Origin of the sequence: Roseateles sp., from assembly GCF_047654805.1 — a bacterium.
Lineage (GTDB): Bacteria > Pseudomonadota > Gammaproteobacteria > Burkholderiales > Burkholderiaceae_C > Pelomonas.
Map to the genome: position 1 here is coordinate 570,757 of NZ_JASGIV010000001.1, position 18,675 is coordinate 589,431.

Annotated in this window: 15 protein-coding genes; 9 read left to right on the forward strand and 6 right to left on the reverse strand. The window is 68.4% G+C overall.

Annotated elements, in window-relative coordinates:
- Positions 1 to 9 precede the first annotated feature (9 nt).
- Positions 10 to 1,395: a GH1 family beta-glucosidase gene (locus tag QM732_RS02610; protein WP_415654658.1), complete on the reverse strand. Its 1,386-nt coding sequence runs from the start codon at positions 1,393 to 1,395 to the stop codon at positions 10 to 12.
- An 8-nt stretch (positions 1,396 to 1,403) separates the two neighbouring features.
- Positions 1,404 to 2,327, reverse strand: a complete 924-nt coding sequence (locus QM732_RS02615) for a PfkB family carbohydrate kinase (protein WP_415654659.1) — start codon at positions 2,325 to 2,327, stop codon at positions 1,404 to 1,406.
- Positions 2,328 to 2,484: 157 nt separating this feature from the next.
- Between QM732_RS02615 and QM732_RS02620 the strand changes: the two genes are divergently transcribed.
- The 3 genes from QM732_RS02620 to QM732_RS02630 all read left to right on the forward strand — a co-directional run bounded on the left by QM732_RS02620 (position 2,485) and on the right by QM732_RS02630 (position 6,326).
- Positions 2,485 to 3,528 carry a LacI family DNA-binding transcriptional regulator gene (locus QM732_RS02620; RefSeq protein ID WP_415654660.1) on the forward strand — a complete coding sequence of 348 codons (1,044 nt, stop codon included), beginning with the start codon at positions 2,485 to 2,487 and terminating at the stop codon, positions 3,526 to 3,528.
- A gap of 93 nt (positions 3,529 to 3,621) precedes the next feature.
- Entirely contained in the window at positions 3,622 to 5,094 is a 1,473-nt protein-coding gene (locus tag QM732_RS02625) for an MFS transporter (protein ID WP_415654661.1), read from the forward strand.
- 20 nt (positions 5,095 to 5,114) lie between these two features.
- Positions 5,115 to 6,326 (forward strand): glycoside hydrolase family 27 protein, encoded by a 1,212-nt coding sequence (locus tag QM732_RS02630; RefSeq protein ID WP_415654662.1) that lies wholly within the window; start codon positions 5,115 to 5,117, stop codon positions 6,324 to 6,326.
- Here the strand turns inward: QM732_RS02630 and QM732_RS02635 are convergent.
- Positions 6,310 to 7,191 carry a LysR family transcriptional regulator gene (locus QM732_RS02635; RefSeq protein ID WP_415654663.1) on the reverse strand — a complete coding sequence of 294 codons (882 nt, stop codon included), beginning with the start codon at positions 7,189 to 7,191 and terminating at the stop codon, positions 6,310 to 6,312. The two genes, QM732_RS02630 and QM732_RS02635, sit on opposite strands and share 17 nt — an antisense overlap.
- Positions 7,192 to 7,367: 176 nt before the next feature.
- Between QM732_RS02635 and QM732_RS02640 the strand changes: the two genes are divergently transcribed.
- A complete protein-coding gene (locus QM732_RS02640; protein ID WP_415659324.1) occupies positions 7,368 to 8,207 on the forward strand; it encodes a DMT family transporter in 840 nt (279 codons plus the stop codon).
- On the opposite strand, the gene QM732_RS02645 is transcribed toward QM732_RS02640, so the two are convergent.
- From QM732_RS02645 to QM732_RS02655, 3 genes are all read right to left on the reverse strand, one after another.
- Positions 8,204 to 8,908 (reverse strand): aspartyl/asparaginyl beta-hydroxylase domain-containing protein, encoded by a 705-nt coding sequence (locus QM732_RS02645; RefSeq protein ID WP_415654664.1) that lies wholly within the window; start codon positions 8,906 to 8,908, stop codon positions 8,204 to 8,206. The two genes, QM732_RS02640 and QM732_RS02645, sit on opposite strands and share 4 nt — an antisense overlap.
- Before the next feature lie 224 nt (positions 8,909 to 9,132).
- Positions 9,133 to 11,850, reverse strand: coding sequence for a TonB-dependent receptor (locus tag QM732_RS02650; RefSeq protein ID WP_415654665.1), 2,718 nt, complete (start codon positions 11,848 to 11,850; stop codon positions 9,133 to 9,135).
- 476 nt (positions 11,851 to 12,326) lie between these two features.
- A complete protein-coding gene (locus tag QM732_RS02655) occupies positions 12,327 to 13,052 on the reverse strand; it encodes an IclR family transcriptional regulator (protein WP_415654666.1) in 726 nt (241 codons plus the stop codon).
- A 70-nt stretch (positions 13,053 to 13,122) separates the two neighbouring features.
- Here QM732_RS02655 and QM732_RS02660 point away from each other — a divergent pair, with 70 nt between their 5' ends.
- Genes QM732_RS02660 through fahA form a run of 5 tightly spaced genes read left to right on the forward strand, consistent with a single transcriptional unit; the run spans position 13,123 to position 18,409 of the window.
- The gene (locus QM732_RS02660; RefSeq protein WP_415654667.1) at positions 13,123 to 14,091 is read left to right on the forward strand and encodes an MBL fold metallo-hydrolase; all 969 of its coding nucleotides are present in this window, start codon (positions 13,123 to 13,125) and stop codon (positions 14,089 to 14,091) included.
- A gap of 2 nt (positions 14,092 to 14,093) precedes the next feature.
- Positions 14,094 to 15,671: an FAD-dependent oxidoreductase gene (locus tag QM732_RS02665; protein WP_415654668.1), complete on the forward strand. Its 1,578-nt coding sequence runs from the start codon at positions 14,094 to 14,096 to the stop codon at positions 15,669 to 15,671.
- Positions 15,668 to 15,892: a DUF2783 domain-containing protein gene (locus QM732_RS02670; protein ID WP_415654669.1), complete on the forward strand. Its 225-nt coding sequence runs from the start codon at positions 15,668 to 15,670 to the stop codon at positions 15,890 to 15,892. Before QM732_RS02665 ends, QM732_RS02670 begins: the two co-directional genes overlap by 4 nt.
- Positions 15,885 to 17,168: a homogentisate 1,2-dioxygenase gene (hmgA, locus tag QM732_RS02675; RefSeq protein ID WP_415654670.1), complete on the forward strand. Its 1,284-nt coding sequence runs from the start codon at positions 15,885 to 15,887 to the stop codon at positions 17,166 to 17,168. Before QM732_RS02670 ends, hmgA begins: the two co-directional genes overlap by 8 nt.
- The gene (fahA, locus tag QM732_RS02680; protein ID WP_415654671.1) at positions 17,165 to 18,409 is read left to right on the forward strand and encodes a fumarylacetoacetase; all 1,245 of its coding nucleotides are present in this window, start codon (positions 17,165 to 17,167) and stop codon (positions 18,407 to 18,409) included. The genes hmgA and fahA overlap by 4 nt, the downstream gene beginning before the upstream one ends.
- Positions 18,410 to 18,675: the final 266 nt, after the last annotated feature.

Genomic DNA, 18,675 nt, shown 5'->3' on the forward strand with positions numbered 1-18,675 from the left:
TCATGGGCGCTATCCCGCAGCGCGTTCGCGCAGGAAGTCTGCGTAGGCGAGGGCGCTGCGCTTGAGCGTGCGCTGCTGGGTCTCGAAGTCCACGTGAACGAGGCCGAAGCGCCGCTCGTAGCCGAAAGCCCACTCGAAGTTGTCCAGCAGCGACCAGATGAAATAGCCGCGCACGTCGACGCCGCTGTCCATCGCGCGCGAGCAGGCCGCGAAGTGCTGCTTGATGTAGTTCTGGCGCTGCACGTCGTCGACCTCGCCGTGGGCGACGCTGTCGTGGCTGGACATGCCGTTCTCGGTCACGTACAGCGGTGGCAGGTTGGCGTAGTCGCGCTTGAAGGCCTCGAAGAGATCCTGCATGCCCTGCGGGTAGACCTCCCAGTCCATCGTCGTGCGCTCGACGTCGGGGTGACGCACCCAGGCTATGGTGTCCGGGCCTTGCGAGCGCAGCACCGCGCGGCTGTAGAAGTTGATGCCGAGGTAGTCGATGGGTTGCCTGATGAGCTCCATGTCCCCGGGCAGCACCAGCGGTTCGCAGCCTTTCCAGTAGCGCCACAGCTCGGCGGGGTACTCACCCTTGAGGAGCGGGTCCAGCACCCAGCGGTTCTGGTAGGTCTCGAACAGGGAGGCCGCGTCACGGTCTGCGGCCGTGTCACGGTCGGCATAGCCGGGTGCGCAGTTGGCGACGATGCCATGCTGGGCCCCGGGGGCGTTGGCGCGCAGGGCCGGCAGGGCCAGGCCGTGGCCCAGCAGCAGGTGATGCATGGCCTGCGCGGCCCAGCGCGGGTTCGCGAGGCCGGGTGCATGGTGGCCGTCGCCGTAGCCCAGGTAGGCTGCGCACCAGGGCTCGTTGTGTGTCGTCCAGGCGGCCACGTCGCCGTGCCCGGCCAGCTTGCGGCTCATCAGGTCGGCGTAGTCGGCGAAGCGGTAGGCCGTCTCGCGGTTCAGCCAGCCGCCGCGGTCTTCCAGGTGCTGGGGCAGATCCCAGTGGTAGAGCGTCACGAAGGCACGGATGCCGCGCTCCGCCAGGCCGTCGAGCAGGCGCTTGTAGAAGTCGATGCCGCGCTCGTTGGGCTGCCCGCCCTGGTCCATCACGCGTGGCCAGGCGATGGAGAAGCGGTAGGCGTCGACGCCCAGCCGCTGGAGGATGTCCAGGTCTTCCTGCCAGCGATGGTAGTGGTCGCAGGCAACGGCGCCGTCTTCACCGCGCAGCACCTTGCCCGGCGTCGCACTGAAGCGGTCCCAGATGGACTCGAGGCGGCCGTCCTCATGCGCGGCGCCCTCGATCTGGTAGGACGACGTGCCCGCCCCGAAGATGAACTCGCGCCGGCGCATGGGCGAGCCGGCAGGCGGTGCGACGAGGTCGGCCAGTGAGACGGGAGGCGGGGTCAGGTCCATGGGGCAGTTCAGCAGGAGGGTGGCAGCGCGTGCAGGGCGGTGCGCCAGGGTTGCAGGGCAAGGGGATCGGCAGGCAGCGGGCCGCGCACGCCGCAGATGAAGGACGCGTAGCGGTTGGCCAGCGCCAGCGTGGCGTGCAGGTCGCGCTTGAGCGCGAGTCCTGCGAGCAGCAGGGCCGTGAAGGCATCGCCGGCGCCGACGGTGTCGACGACGCGTGGCTGCGCAACACCCGCGCCCTGCGCCAGCAGCTCGCCGCCCGGTGCGTAGAAGCGCCAGCCGCCGGCGCCGAGGGTCAGCACCAGGCGTTGCAACGCGAAGCGGGCCATCAGCGTGGCGACGCGGCCGGCGTCGTCCTGCGCGTCGATATCGAACCAGCCGGTCAGCTGGGCCAGTTCCTCGTCGTTGAGCTTGACCCAGTCGGCCAGCATCAGCGACTCGGCGGCCAGCAGCCGGGCATCGCCGCCCGGGCGCAGGTTCAGGTCGAGCAAGCGGGTGCCGGCGAAGGGCTTGACGAGTGCGCGCAGCGTGGCGCGCGAGATCGCGTGGCGCTGGGCCAGGCTGCCGAAGTAGATCAGCGCAGCATTCGCCTCGGAAAGCTGCAGTCGTGCAGCTGTGGCGTCGATGTGATCCCAGGCCGCGTCGCCGTGGATCTCGAACCGGTGGCCACCGGCCTGCTCGTGCACGCTGACGCGGCCGGTGGCGCGCCCGGCGTCGCGTTGCAGTCCGGCCTCGCCCAGGCCGTAGCGGCGTGCGCTTTCCAGCACGATGCGGCCGTTGTCGTCGTTCGCGCCGATGCGGCTGATGAAGAGCGTCGGTGCGCCCAGCCCGGCGACGGAGCGTGCCACGTTGAAGGGCGCGCCGCCCGCGACCGGGCCATCATGGAATTCATCGACCAGGGCTTCGCCGAGCACGACGACGGAGGTTTGGGGCATGGAAATATTCTATGCAACAAGTATTGTTTAGTGAACAATCGGCGACCTAGGTTTTGCCCCGAGCCTCCGGGATATGGCGCCACGCCGGGGCGGGCGAGAGGCCGGTGACACAATCGCCATCCATGCAGGGTGCTAAACAACAGCAGGAGCGCGGGCAATGGCCGACAAGGGGGTGACGATTCGCGAACTGGCCGAGGCCGCCGGCGTGTCCATCGGGACCGTCTCGCGTGCGCTGAAGGGCCAGCCCGGGTTGTCCGAGCAGACGCGGGCCCAGGTGCTGAGTGTGGCGCAGCAGCTGGGCTATGACACGGCCAAGCTGCGCACCGGCAAGCCGCGCCGCATGCTCTTCCTCTACAGCCGCAGCATCGGCTCGCTGGCCAACAACCCCTTCTATTCCTACGTGCTGCACGGTGCCGAGACGGCCTGCCGCGAGGCGGGCGTGCCGCTGAGCCTGATGTCGGTGCTGGCGGGCGACGACATCGCCGGGCAGGTGCGTCGCCACGAGGCCGATGCGCTGCTGGGCGCCGGCTACTTCGACCCCGAGGCCATGGAGGCCATCCGCCGCTGCGAGCTGCCGCTCGTGCTGGTTGACCACTTCTACCCGGGCGTGCGCTGTGTCAACGACGACAACCAGCTCGGCGCCTGGCTGGCCACGCGCCACTTGCTGGAGGGGCCTTCCCAGCGCATCGCTGCCATCTTCGGGCCGCTGGCGCACTACTCGACCTCGTTGCGCGCCAAGGGTTTTCGCCGCGCACTGTTCGAGGCGGGTCGCCTGTTCGACCCGGACTACGAGGTCACGCTGGACCCGGCGCTGGAGTACCGGGATGCCGGCCGCGACGCCATGCGCCGCCTGCTGGATCTGCCATCGCCGCCCGACGCCGTCTTCGCCTACAACGACTCGACCGCGATGTTCGCCATCGAGCTGTGCCTGGAGCGCGGCCTGCGTGTGCCCGAGGACATCCGCTTCATCGGCTACGACGACATCGAGGAGGCGGCGCGCAACCGGCCGCCGCTGTCCACCGTGAAGATGGACAAGGAGGCGCTTGGCAACGTCGCCGCCCGCGCACTCATCGAGGGAGACACCGCCCCCAACGACGCCTCGCTGCCGGTGGAGCTGGTGGTGCGCGAAAGCTCGATGGTCGCACCCGCTCCGGTGGCGGCTGCGCCTGCGGTCCGCAAAGGCAGGCGCCAGCCGGCCTAGGTGTTTCACCGCCTTTTGTTTGTTCGGGAGTCGAACAAAAATTCGTCTGTTTACTAAAACGTGTCGCCAACCAAGGCGGCCAAGGAGACAGACGTGCTTGCCGATCCCGATGGGGCCGCCGTGCCTGCCATGCCTCGTCCGGGCGCCGCCGCCGCGCCAGCGCCCGTGGCGAGCGACCGCGTGCCGACCTCGCAGAAGATCGGTTTCGGGCTGGGCTCGTTTCTCGACATGTGGGGCCACTGGCTCTACCAGTCCCTGGCCTTCCACGTCTTCAACGTCTTCCTGGGCGTGGCGCCCGGCCTGATCTCCACGGCCCTGGGCCTGAAGATCTTCGTCGACGCGGTGTCCGATGCGCTGTTCGGCTGGCTGTCGGACAACACGCGTTCGCGCTGGGGCCGCCGGCGCCCCTTCATCCTCGTCGGCGGCGTGCTGTCGGGCATCGGGCTGCCGCTGATGTTCGCCGTCGGCCGCGGCTGGAGCGACAGCGAGTACTTCGTCTTCATGCTGGTCTCCACCTGCCTGTACGTGCCGGTGATGAGCTGCTTCAACATGCCCTGGAACAGCCTCGGCGCGGAGATGACGCCCGACTACCACGAGCGCACCAGCGTGATGTCGGTGAAGAACGCGATCCAGAAGATCCCCGAGCTGGCGATGTTCGTGGCGGCGCAGTTCACGACGCTGGCGTTCTTCAACGATGCGAGCGGCAAGCCAGACATCCTGCTCGGCGCCCAGGTCTACACCGGCATCCTCGGCGCCATCATGGTGGCGGTGTCCATCGCCATCTTCCTTCTCACGCGCGAGCGCTACTACGAGAAGGTCGTCGCGCAGACCAAGCAGCGAGTCCCCTTCAAGGACACGCTGTATCGCACGCTGAAGAACAAGCCCTTTCGCCAGATGCTGGGCACCATGCTGACCTACAACATGGCCACCGCCATGGTGGGCTTGCTGGGCTACTACGCGACGGTCTACTACGTCTGCGGTGGCAACGTCGTGGAGGCCACGAAGTGGAACTCCATGATGGGCGTGGCCGGCCTGGTGTGCGGCCTTGTCGGGATCAGCTTCGCGGGCTGGGTGGCCAAGGTCTACGGCAAGCGCAATGCGCTGATGACGGTGCTGGTGCTGGGCATCTTCGCCTTCATCGGCGACTGGTTCTTCTACAACCCCGCGCTGCCCTGGCTACAGCTCTTCGCCAGCGGCGGCGTCGCCTTCATCGGTGCCGGCTTCTGGACCATCTACGGCTCGGCCATGGCCGACGTCATCGACCATGACGAGCTCTCCAGCGGCCAGCGCCGCGAGGGTTCGTTCGCGGCGTGCGGCTCGTGGATCTCCAAGGTTGGCCTGGCGCTGGGCAACAGCGCCTCGGGCTGGGTGCTGATGTTCACCGGCTTCGACGCCAAGCTGCCGGCGCAGAGCGAGGACGCCATCTTCCTGATCCGCATCTTCCTGTCGGGCATCCCCATCTGCGGACTGCTCGTGGCCCTCTTCATCGTGTCGCGCTACTTCCTGACGGAGCAGCGCATGCACGAGATCCGCGCGACGCTGGAAGCCCGACGCGGCACCGTCTGATCCATCTCCGGGAGCTTCCCATGACACCACCCTGGCTGCGCCGCGCGCTGCTGGCCGCGTTCACGTGCCTGATGGCCTCGGGCGCGCTGGCGGCGCCGCACGAGACGCTCAAGCTCGACACCCCCAAGCCCAACCTGGCGCCCACGCCGCCGATGGGCTGGAATTCGTGGAACAAGTTCGCCTGCAATGTCAGCGAGCAACTGATTCGGCAGCAGGCCGATGCCATGGTGGCCTCCGGCATGAAGGCGGCCGGCTACACCTACATCGTCATCGACGACTGCTGGCAAAAGAGCCGCGACGCCGACGGCAACATCCAGCCTGACCCCGAGCGCTTCCCGTCGGGCATGAAGGCGCTGGCCGACTACGTGCATGGCAAGGGCCTGAAGTTCGGGCTCTATTCCGACGCCGGCGCGCTGACCTGCGGCGGCCGTCCCGGCAGCGCCGGCCACGAGTTCCAGGACGCGCGCCAGTACGCGAAGTGGGGCGTGGACTACCTGAAGTACGACTGGTGCTACACGGGCCCGCGCAACCCCGAGGCGGCCTACACCATCATGGCCAAGGCCCTGCGCGAGTCGGGGCGCGACATCGTGCTGTCCATCTGCGAGTGGGGCAGCAGCCAGCCGGGCCGCTGGGCACACCCCGTCGGCCACCTGTGGCGCACGACGGGCGACATCCGGGACGCCTGGCAGGGCAAGAAGGAGTGGTCGCACGGCCTGCTGGACATCATCGACATGAACGCGGACCTGTGGAGCGAGTCAGCGCCCAACGGCTGGAACGATCCCGACATGCTGGAGGTGGGCAACGGCGGCATGACGACGACGGAGTACGAGAGCCACTTCTCGATCTGGGCCATGCTGGCCGCGCCGCTGATCGCCGGCAACGACATGTCCAGGATGGACGCCGACACCCGCCGCATCCTGACCAATGCGGAGGTCATCCGTGTGGACCAGGATCCGCTGGGCCGCCAGGGTCGGCGCGTCTGGCGCCAGGGCGACCTCGAAGTCTGGGTGCGCACGCTGGCGGGCGGCGACCGAGCGGCGGTGCTGTTCAACCGCGGCGAGAAGCCGGCGGACATGAAGCTCAGCTGGGACCAGCTCGACCTGCCGGCCAGGCTCAAGGCTGATGTGCACGACCTTTGGTCAGGCAAGAAGACCCGCGGAGTTGCCGGCGAATACGGTGGCCGCGTGGCGCCCCATGGCGTGCTGATGGTGCGCGTTACGCCTTCGCCCTGAGCGCTGCGGCGCCTGCCTGCCTGAGCGTCTGCACCAGCATGTGCTGCAGGCTGTCGACGGCCCTGTTGCCCTTGGAGGCCTGGCTGCGGTAGACGGCCACCTCCATGGGCTCCAGCGGCCCCAGGCCCTGTTCGGCTCCCAGCAATTGCAGATGGGGTGGTGCGCTGCACTGCGTCAGCACCGCCACCGCCAGCCCGCTTTCGACGGCGGCGATCTGCCCCGCCAGGTTGGAGCTGTTGTAGACGATCCGGTAGGGGCGCCCCTGCAGCGCCAGCGCATTGATGGCGCTGCGCCGGCCCAGGCTGGCGGGCTCGTAGACGGCGATGGGCAGCGGGTTGCGGCGCCAGACGTCGAACTGCGGCGATCCGACCCACACCATGGGCTCATGGAAGAGCAGGGTGCCGCGCCGCGCGTGGTCGCGTGAGACCAGCGCCAGATCCAGCTCGCCGCGGGCCACGCGCGGAATCAGCGAGGTCGACTGCTCGCAGTCCAGCTGTATTTCGACGCCGCCGTGCCGCGGCGCGAAGCGCTTGAGCACCGGCGTCAGGTACTTGCTGGCGTAGTCGTCAGGCACGCCAAGCCGGACCAGGCCGCGGACGTCGTCCTCGCGCATCGCCGCCTGGGCCTCGGCCTGCAGGTCCAGCATGCGGCGTGCATAGCCCAGCAGCGTGCGGCCCTCGTGGGTGAGTTCGAGCCGGCGTGCGTCGCGCTCGAGCAGGCGGTGGCCGACGGTCGCCTCCAGCTTCTTGAGCTGCATGCTGACGGCCGACTGGGAGCGGTGGATCTCGGTGGCGGCGCTGGACAGGGAGCCTGCGTCGACCGTGGCGACGAAGCACTTCAGCCAGTCGATCTGCAGGTCGCGCATGTTTTCGAAAACCTGATGGTTGTGCCACGAATTATGCGCTTTTCGGGTCTTCTTCCAGGCGGCACATTGGCGCCATGAAGTCCCTTGCCAGCCCTGCCGCAGTCGCGTTCCCCGCCGCCGTCGCGCGTCCGTTCGTCATCACGGCCGGGCCGCTCGACGCCCGCGCCGGCGGCATCATGCTGTTGCTGTGCTTCCTCTGGGGCTTGCAGCAGGTGTCGCTGAAGTCCGTGGCCGGGCAGGCCGCGCCCATGCTGATGGTGGCCCTGCGCTCCGGCGTCGCGCTGGTGCTGCTGGCGGGGCTGATGCGCTGGCGCGGCGAGACGCTTGACCGCGCCCGGTGGCCGGCCGGCGCGGTGGCCGGTGCGCTGTTCGGCCTGGAGTACCTGCTGGTGGCGCAGGCGCTGCAGCTGACGCAGGCTTCCCGTGTCGTCGTCTTCCTCTACACCTCGCCGCTGTTCACGGCCTTGGGCCTGCACTGGCGGCTGCCGGCGGAGCGGCTGGATCGCCGGCGCTGGGCGGGCATCGTCCTGGCCTTTGGCGGCATTGCGCTGGCCTTCCTGGAGGGCATGGATGGCGCGGCCCGTGATGGCCGGGCGTTGCTTGGCGACCTGCTGGGCGTGATGGCGGGCCTGGCCATGGGCGCGACGACGGTCACCATCCGTTGCACGCGGCTGGCCGCTGCACCGGCGACGGAGACGCTGCTCTACCAACTGCTCGGCGCCTTCGTGCTGCTGTTGCCGCTCGCCTGGGTCATGGGGCAGTGGCGCTTCGAGCCGACGGCTGCCGTCTGGGCCCACCTGGGTTTCCAGAGCCTGGTGGTGTCCTTCGCAAGCTTTCTGGCCTGGTGCTGGCTGCTGCGTCGCTATCTGGCCTCGCGCCTGGGCGCCTTCGCCTTCCTGACCCCCTTGTTCGGCGTCGTGCTGGGTGTCTGGCTGCTGGGCGAGGCCCTGACGCCCAGCTTCGTGCTGGGCAGCCTGCTGGTGCTGGCGGGCATCGGGCTGGCCAGCAAGTCCTAGAGCAGGTCACCGCTGTAGCGGTCGGCCTTGCGCATGACCTTGCTTGCGTACAGCGGCGCCGCCAGGCCCCAGAGCACGAGGTTGTTGACGAGCCGCGGCAGCAGCGGCAGCGGACGGGGCAGGTCGACGATGAGGACGATGCGCGGCTCGTCCGCATGATTGACCACGGCATGGGGCCAGGAGTCGTCGAACAGCACGCCTTCGCCTTCCTTCCAGGTGTAGGACTGGCCGGCGACGCAGATGTGTGGCGGGTGGGTGCGCGGCACGCGGATGCCGAGGTGGTAGCGCAGGTAGCCGAGGTAGGGGCCTTCGTGCTCGGGGATGGACTTGCCCGGGTCCAGCACCGAGAAGAAGGCCTGTAGCGTGTGGGGCACCCGCGCCAGCGCCGCGCAGGTGTCGGGGCAGCGCGCACGGTTGCCGGCCGGCTTGTGGCCCAGCAACTCCAGCATGTAGACCTTCCAGTCGCCGGCCGTCGTTGCCGAGATCTCGGTGGCGGGGCGGTTGATGTCGTGGTAGCGCGGCATGGCGACATGGCCGTCGAGCAGGGCGTCGCACTCGGCGCGGATCTGCGGAAAGGCCTGCTCGAGGATGCGCAGTTCGGGGCAGACGGCGTCGATGTCGAAGAAGACGGGACGTTGGCCGTGGCCTGCGTAGTGAAGCAGCAGGTGGTTCACCGCGCGTTTGGGAGCGTGGTAGTCCATGGCGGAGGCAGGTTGACCGGATGGCATCGATCTTCCGGCGCCGCCTCCCCTGGGAGGTCGGCCCGGCGCATGACCACAGGCCGCACGCGGCCTTGTGCACCGCGGCACTGTTTCAGCATTGCCGCGCCGAAGCCGCAACCGGTTGCAAGCCGTGTGAACCGGGCGGACAAAAAAAAGCGGGAGGCTTGCGCCCCCCGCTTTCGTGCTTGCTACAGCGTCGTTCTTTAGAAGTCGACGGTACCGCGCACGTAGATGGTCCGGCCGACCGGATCATAGAAGCGCGAATCCCAGCCACCGCCCTGGAACAGGGCCGACTGATTGGAGAACGGCGGATCCTGGTTGGTCAGGTTACGCACGCCGGCCAGCAGCGACACGGCCTTGAACGGCGAGAAGCTGACGTAGGCGTCGGCGGTCGCGTAGGACTTGACCGTGTTGCCCGGGTTCATGTCCTTGTAGCCGGTCTTGTAGTGCACGGCCAGGCCAGCGCCCCAGCCGTCCTTGGACCAGCTGCCGGCGAGGTGGTGTTGCCACTTGAAGACCGGGCCAGCGCCGGAGTAGACGCCGACGTTCTGGTTCCAGGGACCATTCTTGTAGTTCTGGTACTCGTACTTGTTGACGTAGGTGGACTGGTACTCGACGCCCATGCGGCCCATCGAGGTGTTCAGCTGGTACTGCAGGCCCAGGTCGATACCCGAGGTCTTCACGCCGCCCAGGTTCTGGGTGCGCTCGTCGATGTAGCCGCAGGTCGGCGAGGTCGGGCCACCAGCGCACGCACGCGTGTTCAGGGGCAGGATGTTGCCCGGCTGCACGAAGTGGAAGTACTGCTGGAAGGTCTGGTAGTCGCTGAACAGCGTCTCTTCGGGGATCGAGTTGATCAGGTCGTTCACCCGGATCGACCAGAAGTCGATGCTGGTGCTGAGGCCGCGCATCGGCTCGAACACCAGGCCCAGCGTGAAGCTCTTGGACTTCTCGGGCTTCAGGTCCTTGTTGCCACCGAAGTAGGCCTGGAACTGCACGTCGCAGTTCGCGCCAGCCGTCGCGGGGTCGACCGGCACGCCGTTCGGGCAGTTCAGCGGGTTGTTGTAGCCGCTGCCCGTGTTCGTGAAGCCCGTGCTGGCGTTGAGCTCATACAGGGACGGAGCGCGGAAGCCCGTCGATGCCGAGCCGCGCACCAGCACTTCCTTGGACGGCTGGTAACGGAAGCTCAGCTTGGGGTTGGTGGTGTTGCCGAAGTCGCTGTACTTGTCGAAGCGCACCGAGCCCGTCACTTCCAGGTCCTTGGTCAGCGGCACGTTCAGCTCGCTGTAGACGGCGGAGACGTTGCGCGTGCCTTCGGAGTGGGCGTCGGGGTCGACACCCGTACTGGCCGACACCGCGACGGCGAAGTCGTGGTGGTTGAAGTCGCGATAGTCTTCACGGCGGAATTCCGCGCCGACGGCGATCTGCACCGGGCGCGTGGCACCGAACCAGTCACCCAGTTCCCTGCCGGCGCTGCCCGTGAGGCTGGTCACCTTGCCGATGCTGGTGCTCAGCAGGCCGGTCAGCGAGGCGCTGCGGATGAGTTCCAGGCTTTGTGCCGTCTGTTCGCCGAACGGGTTGATGATGCCGCGGATGAGGCCTTCGCCGATCACGTCGCCGTCGGCATAGCCGCCGGTCAGGAAACGGTCGTTCTGCGTGTGGTTGTAGGCCAGGGCTGCCTTGTAGTCCCAGCCGGCGGCATTGCCGTCAGCCGTGAAGAGCGCGCGGTACTGCTTGCCGGTGGACTTGTCCGAACGCGGGCCGTTGATGAGGTCGCGCCACCAGACCAGCACGCCGCCCTTCTGGGTCAGGACCGGGTTCGGGAACTGCTTGGTCGGGTTGTTGAAGGGCTCGCCGTCGGCGCCGTACGGGTCGAAGTTGGGGCTGTAGGCGGGGTTGCTCAGGGCCGCGGTCGGGAAGTAAGTCGTGCCCGGATTGATCCAGTAGCCGCCATAGGGCACCGGCGCAATCTGCGTCTCGACCGAGTTCTTCGAGTAGAAGGCCTCGGCACCCAGCCTCAGGCTCTGGCCGACGTCAAACGTGCCCTTGAGCAGGCCCGACACGGTTTCGCTGCGCGGGCTGATGCTGACGAAGGGAGGCGTGACGATGCGGCAGCCCGTGGAGGCGGCGTTGGGGATCAGGTTCGCGGCGTTGCAACCCGGGGCGGCCGGGCTGTAGTAGGCGCCGCCGTTGGCCACCTGGTAGTTGGCCGGGAAGGTGCTGTTGGACAGGCCGCCGACGATGCGCTTGTTGAAATCGCGCTGGTCGCCGTTGATGAAGTCCCGCTTCTTGAGGCTCACCGTGCCGAAGACGTTCCAGCCGTCCTTGGCGAGGTCGCCGATGCCGTAACCGAGGCTGGCGCTGTTCGTCGTGCCGCCGGCCTTCTCCGGGGCGTCATAGCCCAGGCTGGCCGTGCCGCCGGTGTAGTTGTTCTTGGTGATGAAGTTGATCACGCCGCCGATGGCGTCCGTGCCGTACAGCGACGAGGCACCGTCGCGCAGCACTTCCACGCGCTCGATGGCCGAGAACGGGATCATGTTCATGTCGGGCGCGGAGGCGCCGGTCGCGCTGTTGGCGATGCGCTGGCCGTTGAGCAGGACCAGGGTCTTGTCCGGGCCGATGCCGCGCATGTCGGCGTAGCTCACGCCGCCGGTGCCGTTGCCGATCGCCGAGGCCATGTTCTGCGTGGCCTGGATGGACGACAGGAGCCCGAGGATCTGTTCGACCGACGTGACGCCCTGGGACTTCAGTTCCGACATCTTGATGACGGTCACGGGCACGGACGTCTCTGCGTCGATGCGCTTGATCGCGGAACCGGTGACGGTCACGCGTTCAATCTGTTGCGGCTCGGCCTGTTGGGCCCAAGCGCTGATACCGCCGAAGGTCAACAGGACCGCGGCGGCGATTTTGGTTTGCTTATGCATCACTGCTCCAGAAAAGAATGGCAAGCGGGTGAGTTGCCAAACGGCTCAGCCAAAGTTGATTCGCCCGGTCGGGCGATGGCTGGCGCAAATTCTCAGAGCGCGCGAATTTCGGACTGACTTAGGAAAACCCTAGATGTCACCTGAAGAGGCGGGGTCGGAGTCGTTCGATCAAATCCAAGTCCTTGATGGCACTGCGATTTGCTGGAATGACCGAACCGGGGGAGTGTGGCTGGAATGCTGCAGTTCGTGCGACAGCAATCTTTCTTCACGTTTCTGCACCATGGCGAAACGATGAAGAGTTGGTGTGATTATTTATAACTCTCGAAATCACAAATGACTTTTTCAAGGCCTGAAAAAATCACAATTCGTTACTCTGGGCGGCGATTTGGGAACCAATGTTCCGGCTTGCAAAAATAGTTTGCTCGGGTTTCGCCAAAACATGCTGTCGCCAGACTGTCCGGCGCTCCGGGCGGGCTTCAGTGGCCCAGGCGTCGTGAGAGCTGGGCCGCGGCCTCCCGCAGCGTGCCGACCAGTCCACCCTCGGGGGTGGTGTCGAAGCTGGCGCTGGGCCCGATGGCGGTCAGTGCCATCACCAGCCGGCCCGAGGCCTCGAAGACCGGTGCCGCCGCCGCGCTGACGCCGGGCACGACGCCGTCCCGCGACGTGGCCAAGCCCTCCCGGCGCACTTCGGCCGTCGTGGCGGCGTCGGGGAGAGGCTCGCCCAGTATGGACGCTTCGTCGCCACGCCAGGTCGCGAACAGTCGCCCTGACGCCGTGCCGGCCAGGCTCATCACCGTGCCGTGGCGCATGCTGATGTGCACCGGCGTGGGACCTTCGGCCACCCGCACGATGGTGGGGCCGTGCGTGCCCCACACGGCGATGGCCACCGTGTGGCCGAGCTGTTGCGCCAGTTCCTCGATGACCGGCGTGCCCAGCCGGACGGGGTCGTACTGCTGCAGGCTGATGAGGCCCAGCTGCATGGCCAGCGGCCCGAGGCCGTAGGGCCCGCTGCCGCCATCCTGTTCCACCAGGCCCAGCTTGATGAAGCTCACCAGATAGGGATGCGCCTTGGCCGGCGTCATGCCGGCCTCGCGGGCCAGGTCTTTCAGCGCCATCGGGCGGCCGTGATGGGCGAGCGCCAGCAACAGCTGGCCACCCACTTCGATGCTCTGGATGCCGCGTGGACCCTTGGGTTCGATCATGCTGAAAATTCTATATTGGTGAATGCGTTTGGAATAGGATAAATTTCGAGCCTGACCCTGGAGCCCAGTCATGACCGCCAAAGCCTTTGCCTCTCAAGCCGACCTGGAAGAAAAGAAGGTCACCTTCGAGCGCCTGTCCGAACACGCCTGGGCCTACACCGCCGAGGGCGATCCCAACACCGGCATCGTCATCGGACGCGACGCGGCGATGGTGATCGACACCCAGGCCACGCCCGTCATGGCGGCCGACGTGATCCGGCGCATTCGCGAGGTCAGCGCCGTGCCGATCAAGTACGTGCTGCTCAGCCACTACCACGCGGTGCGCGTGCTGGGCGCATCGGCCTTCCGGGCCGAGGGCCTGGAGCAGGTCATCGCCAGCGATGCGACGCTGGCCCTCATCAAGGAGCGCGGCGAGCAGGACAAGGCCAGCGAGATCGGCCGCTTCCCGCGCCTGTTCCGCAACGTCGAGTCCGTGCCCGCCGGGCTGACCTGGCCGACGCTGACGTTCTCGGGCCGGCTCACGCTGGACCTGGGCGGCGTGAAGGTCGAGATGTTCTCGCCCGGGCGTGGCCACACGGCCGGCGACACGGTGGCCTGGCTGCCCGAGGAGAAGGTGCTGTTCAGCGGCGACCTCGTCGAGTTCGACGCGACGCCGTACTGCGGCGACGCCCACTTCGCCGACTGGCCCGCCACGCTGGATGCCGTCGCGGCGCTGGGCGCCAGTGCCCTCGTGCCGGGCCGCGGGCCGGCGCTGAAGGGCGCCGCGCAGGTCGCCGCGGGCCTGGACGGCACGCGCGCCTTCGTCAGCGAGCTGTACGCCGCCGTGCAGGCCGGCGTGCTGGCTGGCGAGGAGCTCAAGGCCGTCTACCAGCGCACCATGGCGGCACTGCGACCCAAGTACGGGCACTGGGTCATCTTCGACCACTGCATGCCCTTCGACGTGACCCGGGCCTATGACGAGGCAGGCGGCACCAGCCATCCGCGCATCTGGACGGCGCAGCGCGACGTGGAGATGTGGAAGGCCCTGGAAGGCGCCTGACCGTGGACCTGCCACGCTACCCCTACCACCAGAGCCTGGAGCAGCGCTGCGGCCAGCCGCAGCGCCGGCCCGTCGTCGTCGTCGGTGCCGGTCCCGTGGGGCTGACGCTGGCGCTGGACCTCGCGAAGCGCGACGTGCCCGTCGTCGTCATCGACGACAGCGACCACATCGGCAGCGGCTCGCGGGCCGTCTGCTGGGCCAAGAAGACCCTGGAGGTGTTCGACCGCCTCGGCGTCGGCGAAGCCGTCGCCCGCGAGGGCGTGCGCTGGCAGCGCGGCCGCGTCTTCCACGGCGAGCGCGAAGCGTACGCCTTCGACCTGCTGCCGGAGAGCCATCACAAGATGCCGGCCATGGTCAACCTGCAGCAGGACCAGGTGGAGGCCCGCCTGGTGCGCGCCGTGCAGCTGGAGCCTCGCATCGAGCTGCGCGGCAGGCACGAACTCATCGGGCTGGAGCAGGACGAGGCCGGCGTCACGCTCAACGTGCGCACGCCCGACGGCCTGTTCGACATGCGCGCCGACTGGGTCGTCGCCTGCGACGGTGCGCGCAGCCCCACGCGCACGCTGCTGGGCCTGGGCTTCCAGGGCCAGGTCTTCGAGGACCGCTTCCTCATCGCCGACGTACGCCTGGTGGCGGGGGCGCGGCCGCGCGGGCTGGATCCGGCCCGGCCCGAGCGCTGGTTCTGGTTCGACCCGCCCTTCCATCGGGGCCAGTCCGTTCTGCTGCATGCGCAGGCCGACGGGCTGTGGCGCATCGACTTCCAGCTGGGCCGCGATGCCAACGTCGAGGCCGAGCGCGATCCCGAGCGCATCAAGGCCCGTGTCGCGGCGATGCTGGGCACGGACCAGTTCGAGCTGGCCTGGTCGTCCATCTACCAGTTCTGCTGCCGCCGTGCCGAGCGCCTGCGCAGCGGGCGGGTGCTGCTGGCGGGGGACGCGGCCCACCAGGTCTCGCCCTTCGGCGCGCGCGGCGCGAACAGCGGCGTGCAGGACGTCGACAACCTCGGCTGGAAGCTTGCCGCCGTGCTCAAGGGCGAGGGCGGCGAGGCGTTGATCGACAGCTATGGGGCGGAGCGCATCGCGGCCGCCGACGACAACATCGGCCACTCCACGCGTGCGACCGACTTCATCAGCCCCAAGAGCAGCCTGAGCCTGAGGCTGCGCAAGGCGGCGCTGGACCTGGCGGCGCACACGGAGTTCGCCAAGCCGCTGGTCAACAGCGGCCGGTTGTCGATGCCGACCGACTGCCCGCAGTCCGTGCTGAACACGCCTGACGTCGATGCCTGGAGCGGTGGCCCCGCACCGGGCAGCGTCGCACCCGATGCGCCGCTCGGCAGTGGCTGGCTCGGCGAGCAGCTCCAGCACGGCGGCTTCACGCTGCTGGCGTTTGGCGCCGAGGCGGGCTTCGACGGCCGCGTGCTGGCGCTGCCCGAGGACGGTCTTGCCGCGCAGCGCTACGCCGCCGAGCCTGGCAGCGTCTATCTGATCCGCCCGGATGCCGTCGTCGCCGCGCGCTGGCGGCGCTTCGATGCCGCGGCCGTGCAAGCCGCGCTGGCACGGGCCCATGGGAGACCGCAGTGAGCAAGCTTGCCCTGACCCCGAACTTCGGACGCGAAGCCGACGCCTTCTACGCCGAGCTGATCGCTGCCCAGGCCGGCCTGAGCGACGAGCAGGCCGCCGACTGGCTGGCCCGGCTGACCCTGATCCTGTGCAACCACATCGGCGACCGCGAAGTGCTGCGGCAGGCCTTCGCGCTTGCGCGCGAATCGCAGACTTCGCCGGATCACGAACACCATGACTGAACTGACCTACCTCACCGGCTTCGGCAACCAGCACAGCAGCGAGGCCGTGGCCGGCGCGCTGCCCATAGGCCGCAACAGTCCGCAGCGCGCGCCGCTGGGCCTGTACGCCGAGCTGCTGTCGGGCAGCGCCTTCACCGCGCCGCGCGCGGACAACCAGCGCACGTGGATGTACCGCCGCAAGCCCTCGGTCGTCGTCGGTGGCTACAAGCCGCTGGCGCATGCGCTGTGGAAGAGCGGCGCAGCGTCGGGCGAGTGCAGTCCGCCCGACCCGCTGCGCTGGGGGCCGACGCCACTGCAGGGCGAGGGCGACTTCGTCGATGGCCTGCGCAGCTATGCCGTCAACGGCGAGGCAGGCATCCAGGGCATGGGCGCGCTGGCCTACGTCGCGACGCGCGCCATGGGCCGCCGCGCCCTGGTCAATGCGGACGCCGAGATGCTGCTCGTGCCGCAGCAGGGCCGCCTGCTCGTGACGACGGAGCTGGGCAGGCTGGAAGTGGCGCCCGGCTCCATCGCGCTGCTGCCGCGTGGCCTGGCCTTCAAGGTCGATCCGCTGGACGTGCCGGCGCGCGGCTACGTCTGCGAGAACTTCGGCGCCGCCTTCCGGCTGCCCGAGCTGGGCCCCATAGGCTCCAACGGCCTGGCCAACCCGCGCGACTTCGAGGCACCGGTGGCCTGGCATGAAGAGGAGCCGGGCGGCTACGAGATCGTCAAGCGCCATGGCGGCCAGCTCTGGCGGGCGATGCAGCCCCACAGCCCCTTCAACGTCGTTGCCTGGCACGGCAACCTCACGCCCTATCGCTGGGACACGTCGCGCTTCATGACGATCAACACCGTCAGCTTCGACCACCCCGACCCCAGCATCTTCACGGTGCTGACCAGTCCCAGCGACACGCCCGGCTGGGCCAACGTCGACTTCGTCATCTTCCCGCCGCGCTGGATGGTGGCGGAGGACACCTTCCGTCCACCCTGGTACCACCGCAACGTGATGAGCGAGTTCATGGGCCTGGTGCTGGGCCAGTACGACGCCAAGCCCGAGGGCTTCAAGCCAGGAGGCGCCAGCCTGCACAACAGCTACGTCCCGCACGGCCCGGACACCGAGGCCTTCGACAAGGCCAGCAGCGCCGAGCTGAAGCCGCACAAGCTGGACGCGACGCTGGCCTTCATGTTCGAGACGCGCTGGCCGCTCAAGCCCACGGGCTGGGCGCTGCGTGAGGCGCCGCTGGAGGCTGCCTATGCCGACTGCTGGCAGGGACTGAAGGAAGAATTCAAGGCATGAGCATCGATCACACCCACGACGCCGCGGCCCTCTCCTGGGTTGCCTCGGCCAACGACCCGGCCACGGATTTCCCGTTGCAGAACCTGCCGTTTTGCTCGTTCCGCCGCCAGGGCTCCCTGGAGCCCTGGCGGGTGGGCGTGGGCATCGGCGACCAGATCCTTGACCTGAGCGCCTGGGGAATCACGGAGCTGAACGCGCTGATGGCGCGCCCAAGCCGCGAGCGCCGCGCGCTGCGCCATCGCCTGTTCGATACGCTCAAGGCCGGCGCGTCCGAGGTCGAGCTGGTGCCGCAGGCCCGGGCCGAGTTCACGCTGCCCTGCCGCATCGGCGACTACACGGACTTCTACACCGGCATCCACCACGCCCGCGCCGTGGGCAGGCTGTTCCGCCCCGACAACCCGCTGCTGCCCAACTACCAGTGGGTGCCCATCGGCTACCACGGCCGCAGCTCCTCCATCGTCGTCAGCGGCACGCCGCTGCGCCGGCCCAAGGGCCAGGTCAAGCCGCCGGACGCCGAGGCGCCCGTCTTCAAGCCCAGCGCGCGCATCGACTGCGAGCTGGAGCTGGGCCTGTTCGTCGGCCCCGGCAATGCGCTGGGCGAGCCCTTCGGCATCGACGAGGCGGACGAGCACGCCTTCGGCCTGACGCTGCTCAACGACTGGTCGGCCCGCGACGTCCAGCCCTGGGAGTACCAGCCGCTGGGTCCCTTCCTCGCGAAGAACTTCGGCACGACGATCTCGCCGTGGATCGTCACGATGGAGGCACTGGAGCCCTTCCGCATCCCGTTCACGCGGCCCGAGGGGGATCCGCAGCCGCTGCCCTATCTGGATTCGCCCGCCCACCGCGCCGGCGCGAGCTACGACATCGAGATGGAGGTCTGGCTGAAGACGCCGGCGATGGAGCAGCCGGTGCGGCTGTCGCGTTCCAACCTGCGCCATGCGTACTGGTCGCTGGCGCAGATGCTGACGCACCACGCGAGCAACGGCTGCAACCTGCAGCCGGGCGACTTGCTGGGCACCGGCACCATCAGTGGCCCGGCGCCCGAGGAGGCCGGCTCGCTGCTGGAGCTGACGCAGGGCGGCAAGCAGCCCATCACGCTGCCCACCGCCGATGGCAAGGGCGAGCAACGCACCTTCTTGCTGGACGGCGACCAGCTCGGGCTGCGCGCATTCGCGCACAAGCCCGGATTCCGGCGCATCGGGTTCGGGCCCTGCGACGGCGTGATCCTGCCGGCCCGCTGAGGCCGGCCGGCGATGCGGCGATAGCCGGGTCTCGCATGGCTCGGCGGGTTGAATCAAACCGGGGCATGTCCGGCCCGTTTCCGTGCGGCGGCCGGATGCTGCAGCGCGCCAACGGTGCAGGACGCACCTCGGCGGGGCTGTAACTCGCCACAACCGTGCGATCTGGGACGGCGTGCAGGGTGTGACGAAGTGCACGGGGCTGGCACGAGGCTTGCGCTCCTGCCCTTCGGCTACTCGACCCCCTCACATCCAACCCGGAGGAATCC

Bases quoted from the DNA above. Each gene is read 5' to 3' on its own strand.
- QM732_RS02655 (WP_415654666.1), bottom strand. From the start codon at position 13,052: ATGATCGAACCCAAGGGTCCACGCGGCATCCAGAGCATCGAAGTGGGT.
- QM732_RS02640 (WP_415659324.1), top strand. From the start codon at position 7,368: ATGCTGTTGCTGTGCTTCCTCTGGGGCTTGCAGCAGGTGTCGCTGAAG.
- QM732_RS02635 (WP_415654663.1), bottom strand. From the start codon at position 7,191: ATGCGCGACCTGCAGATCGACTGGCTGAAGTGCTTCGTCGCCACGGTC.
- QM732_RS02610 (WP_415654658.1), bottom strand. From the start codon at position 1,395: ATGGACCTGACCCCGCCTCCCGTCTCACTGGCCGACCTCGTCGCACCG.
- QM732_RS02660 (WP_415654667.1), top strand. From the start codon at position 13,123: ATGACCGCCAAAGCCTTTGCCTCTCAAGCCGACCTGGAAGAAAAGAAG.
- fahA (WP_415654671.1), top strand. From the start codon at position 17,165: ATGAGCATCGATCACACCCACGACGCCGCGGCCCTCTCCTGGGTTGCC.
- QM732_RS02650 (WP_415654665.1), bottom strand. From the start codon at position 11,850: ATGCATAAGCAAACCAAAATCGCCGCCGCGGTCCTGTTGACCTTCGGC.
- QM732_RS02645 (WP_415654664.1), bottom strand. From the start codon at position 8,908: ATGGACTACCACGCTCCCAAACGCGCGGTGAACCACCTGCTGCTTCAC.
- QM732_RS02620 (WP_415654660.1), top strand. From the start codon at position 2,485: ATGGCCGACAAGGGGGTGACGATTCGCGAACTGGCCGAGGCCGCCGGC.
- hmgA (WP_415654670.1), top strand. From the start codon at position 15,885: ATGACTGAACTGACCTACCTCACCGGCTTCGGCAACCAGCACAGCAGC.
- QM732_RS02615 (WP_415654659.1), bottom strand. From the start codon at position 2,327: ATGCCCCAAACCTCCGTCGTCGTGCTCGGCGAAGCCCTGGTCGATGAA.
- QM732_RS02630 (WP_415654662.1), top strand. From the start codon at position 5,115: ATGACACCACCCTGGCTGCGCCGCGCGCTGCTGGCCGCGTTCACGTGC.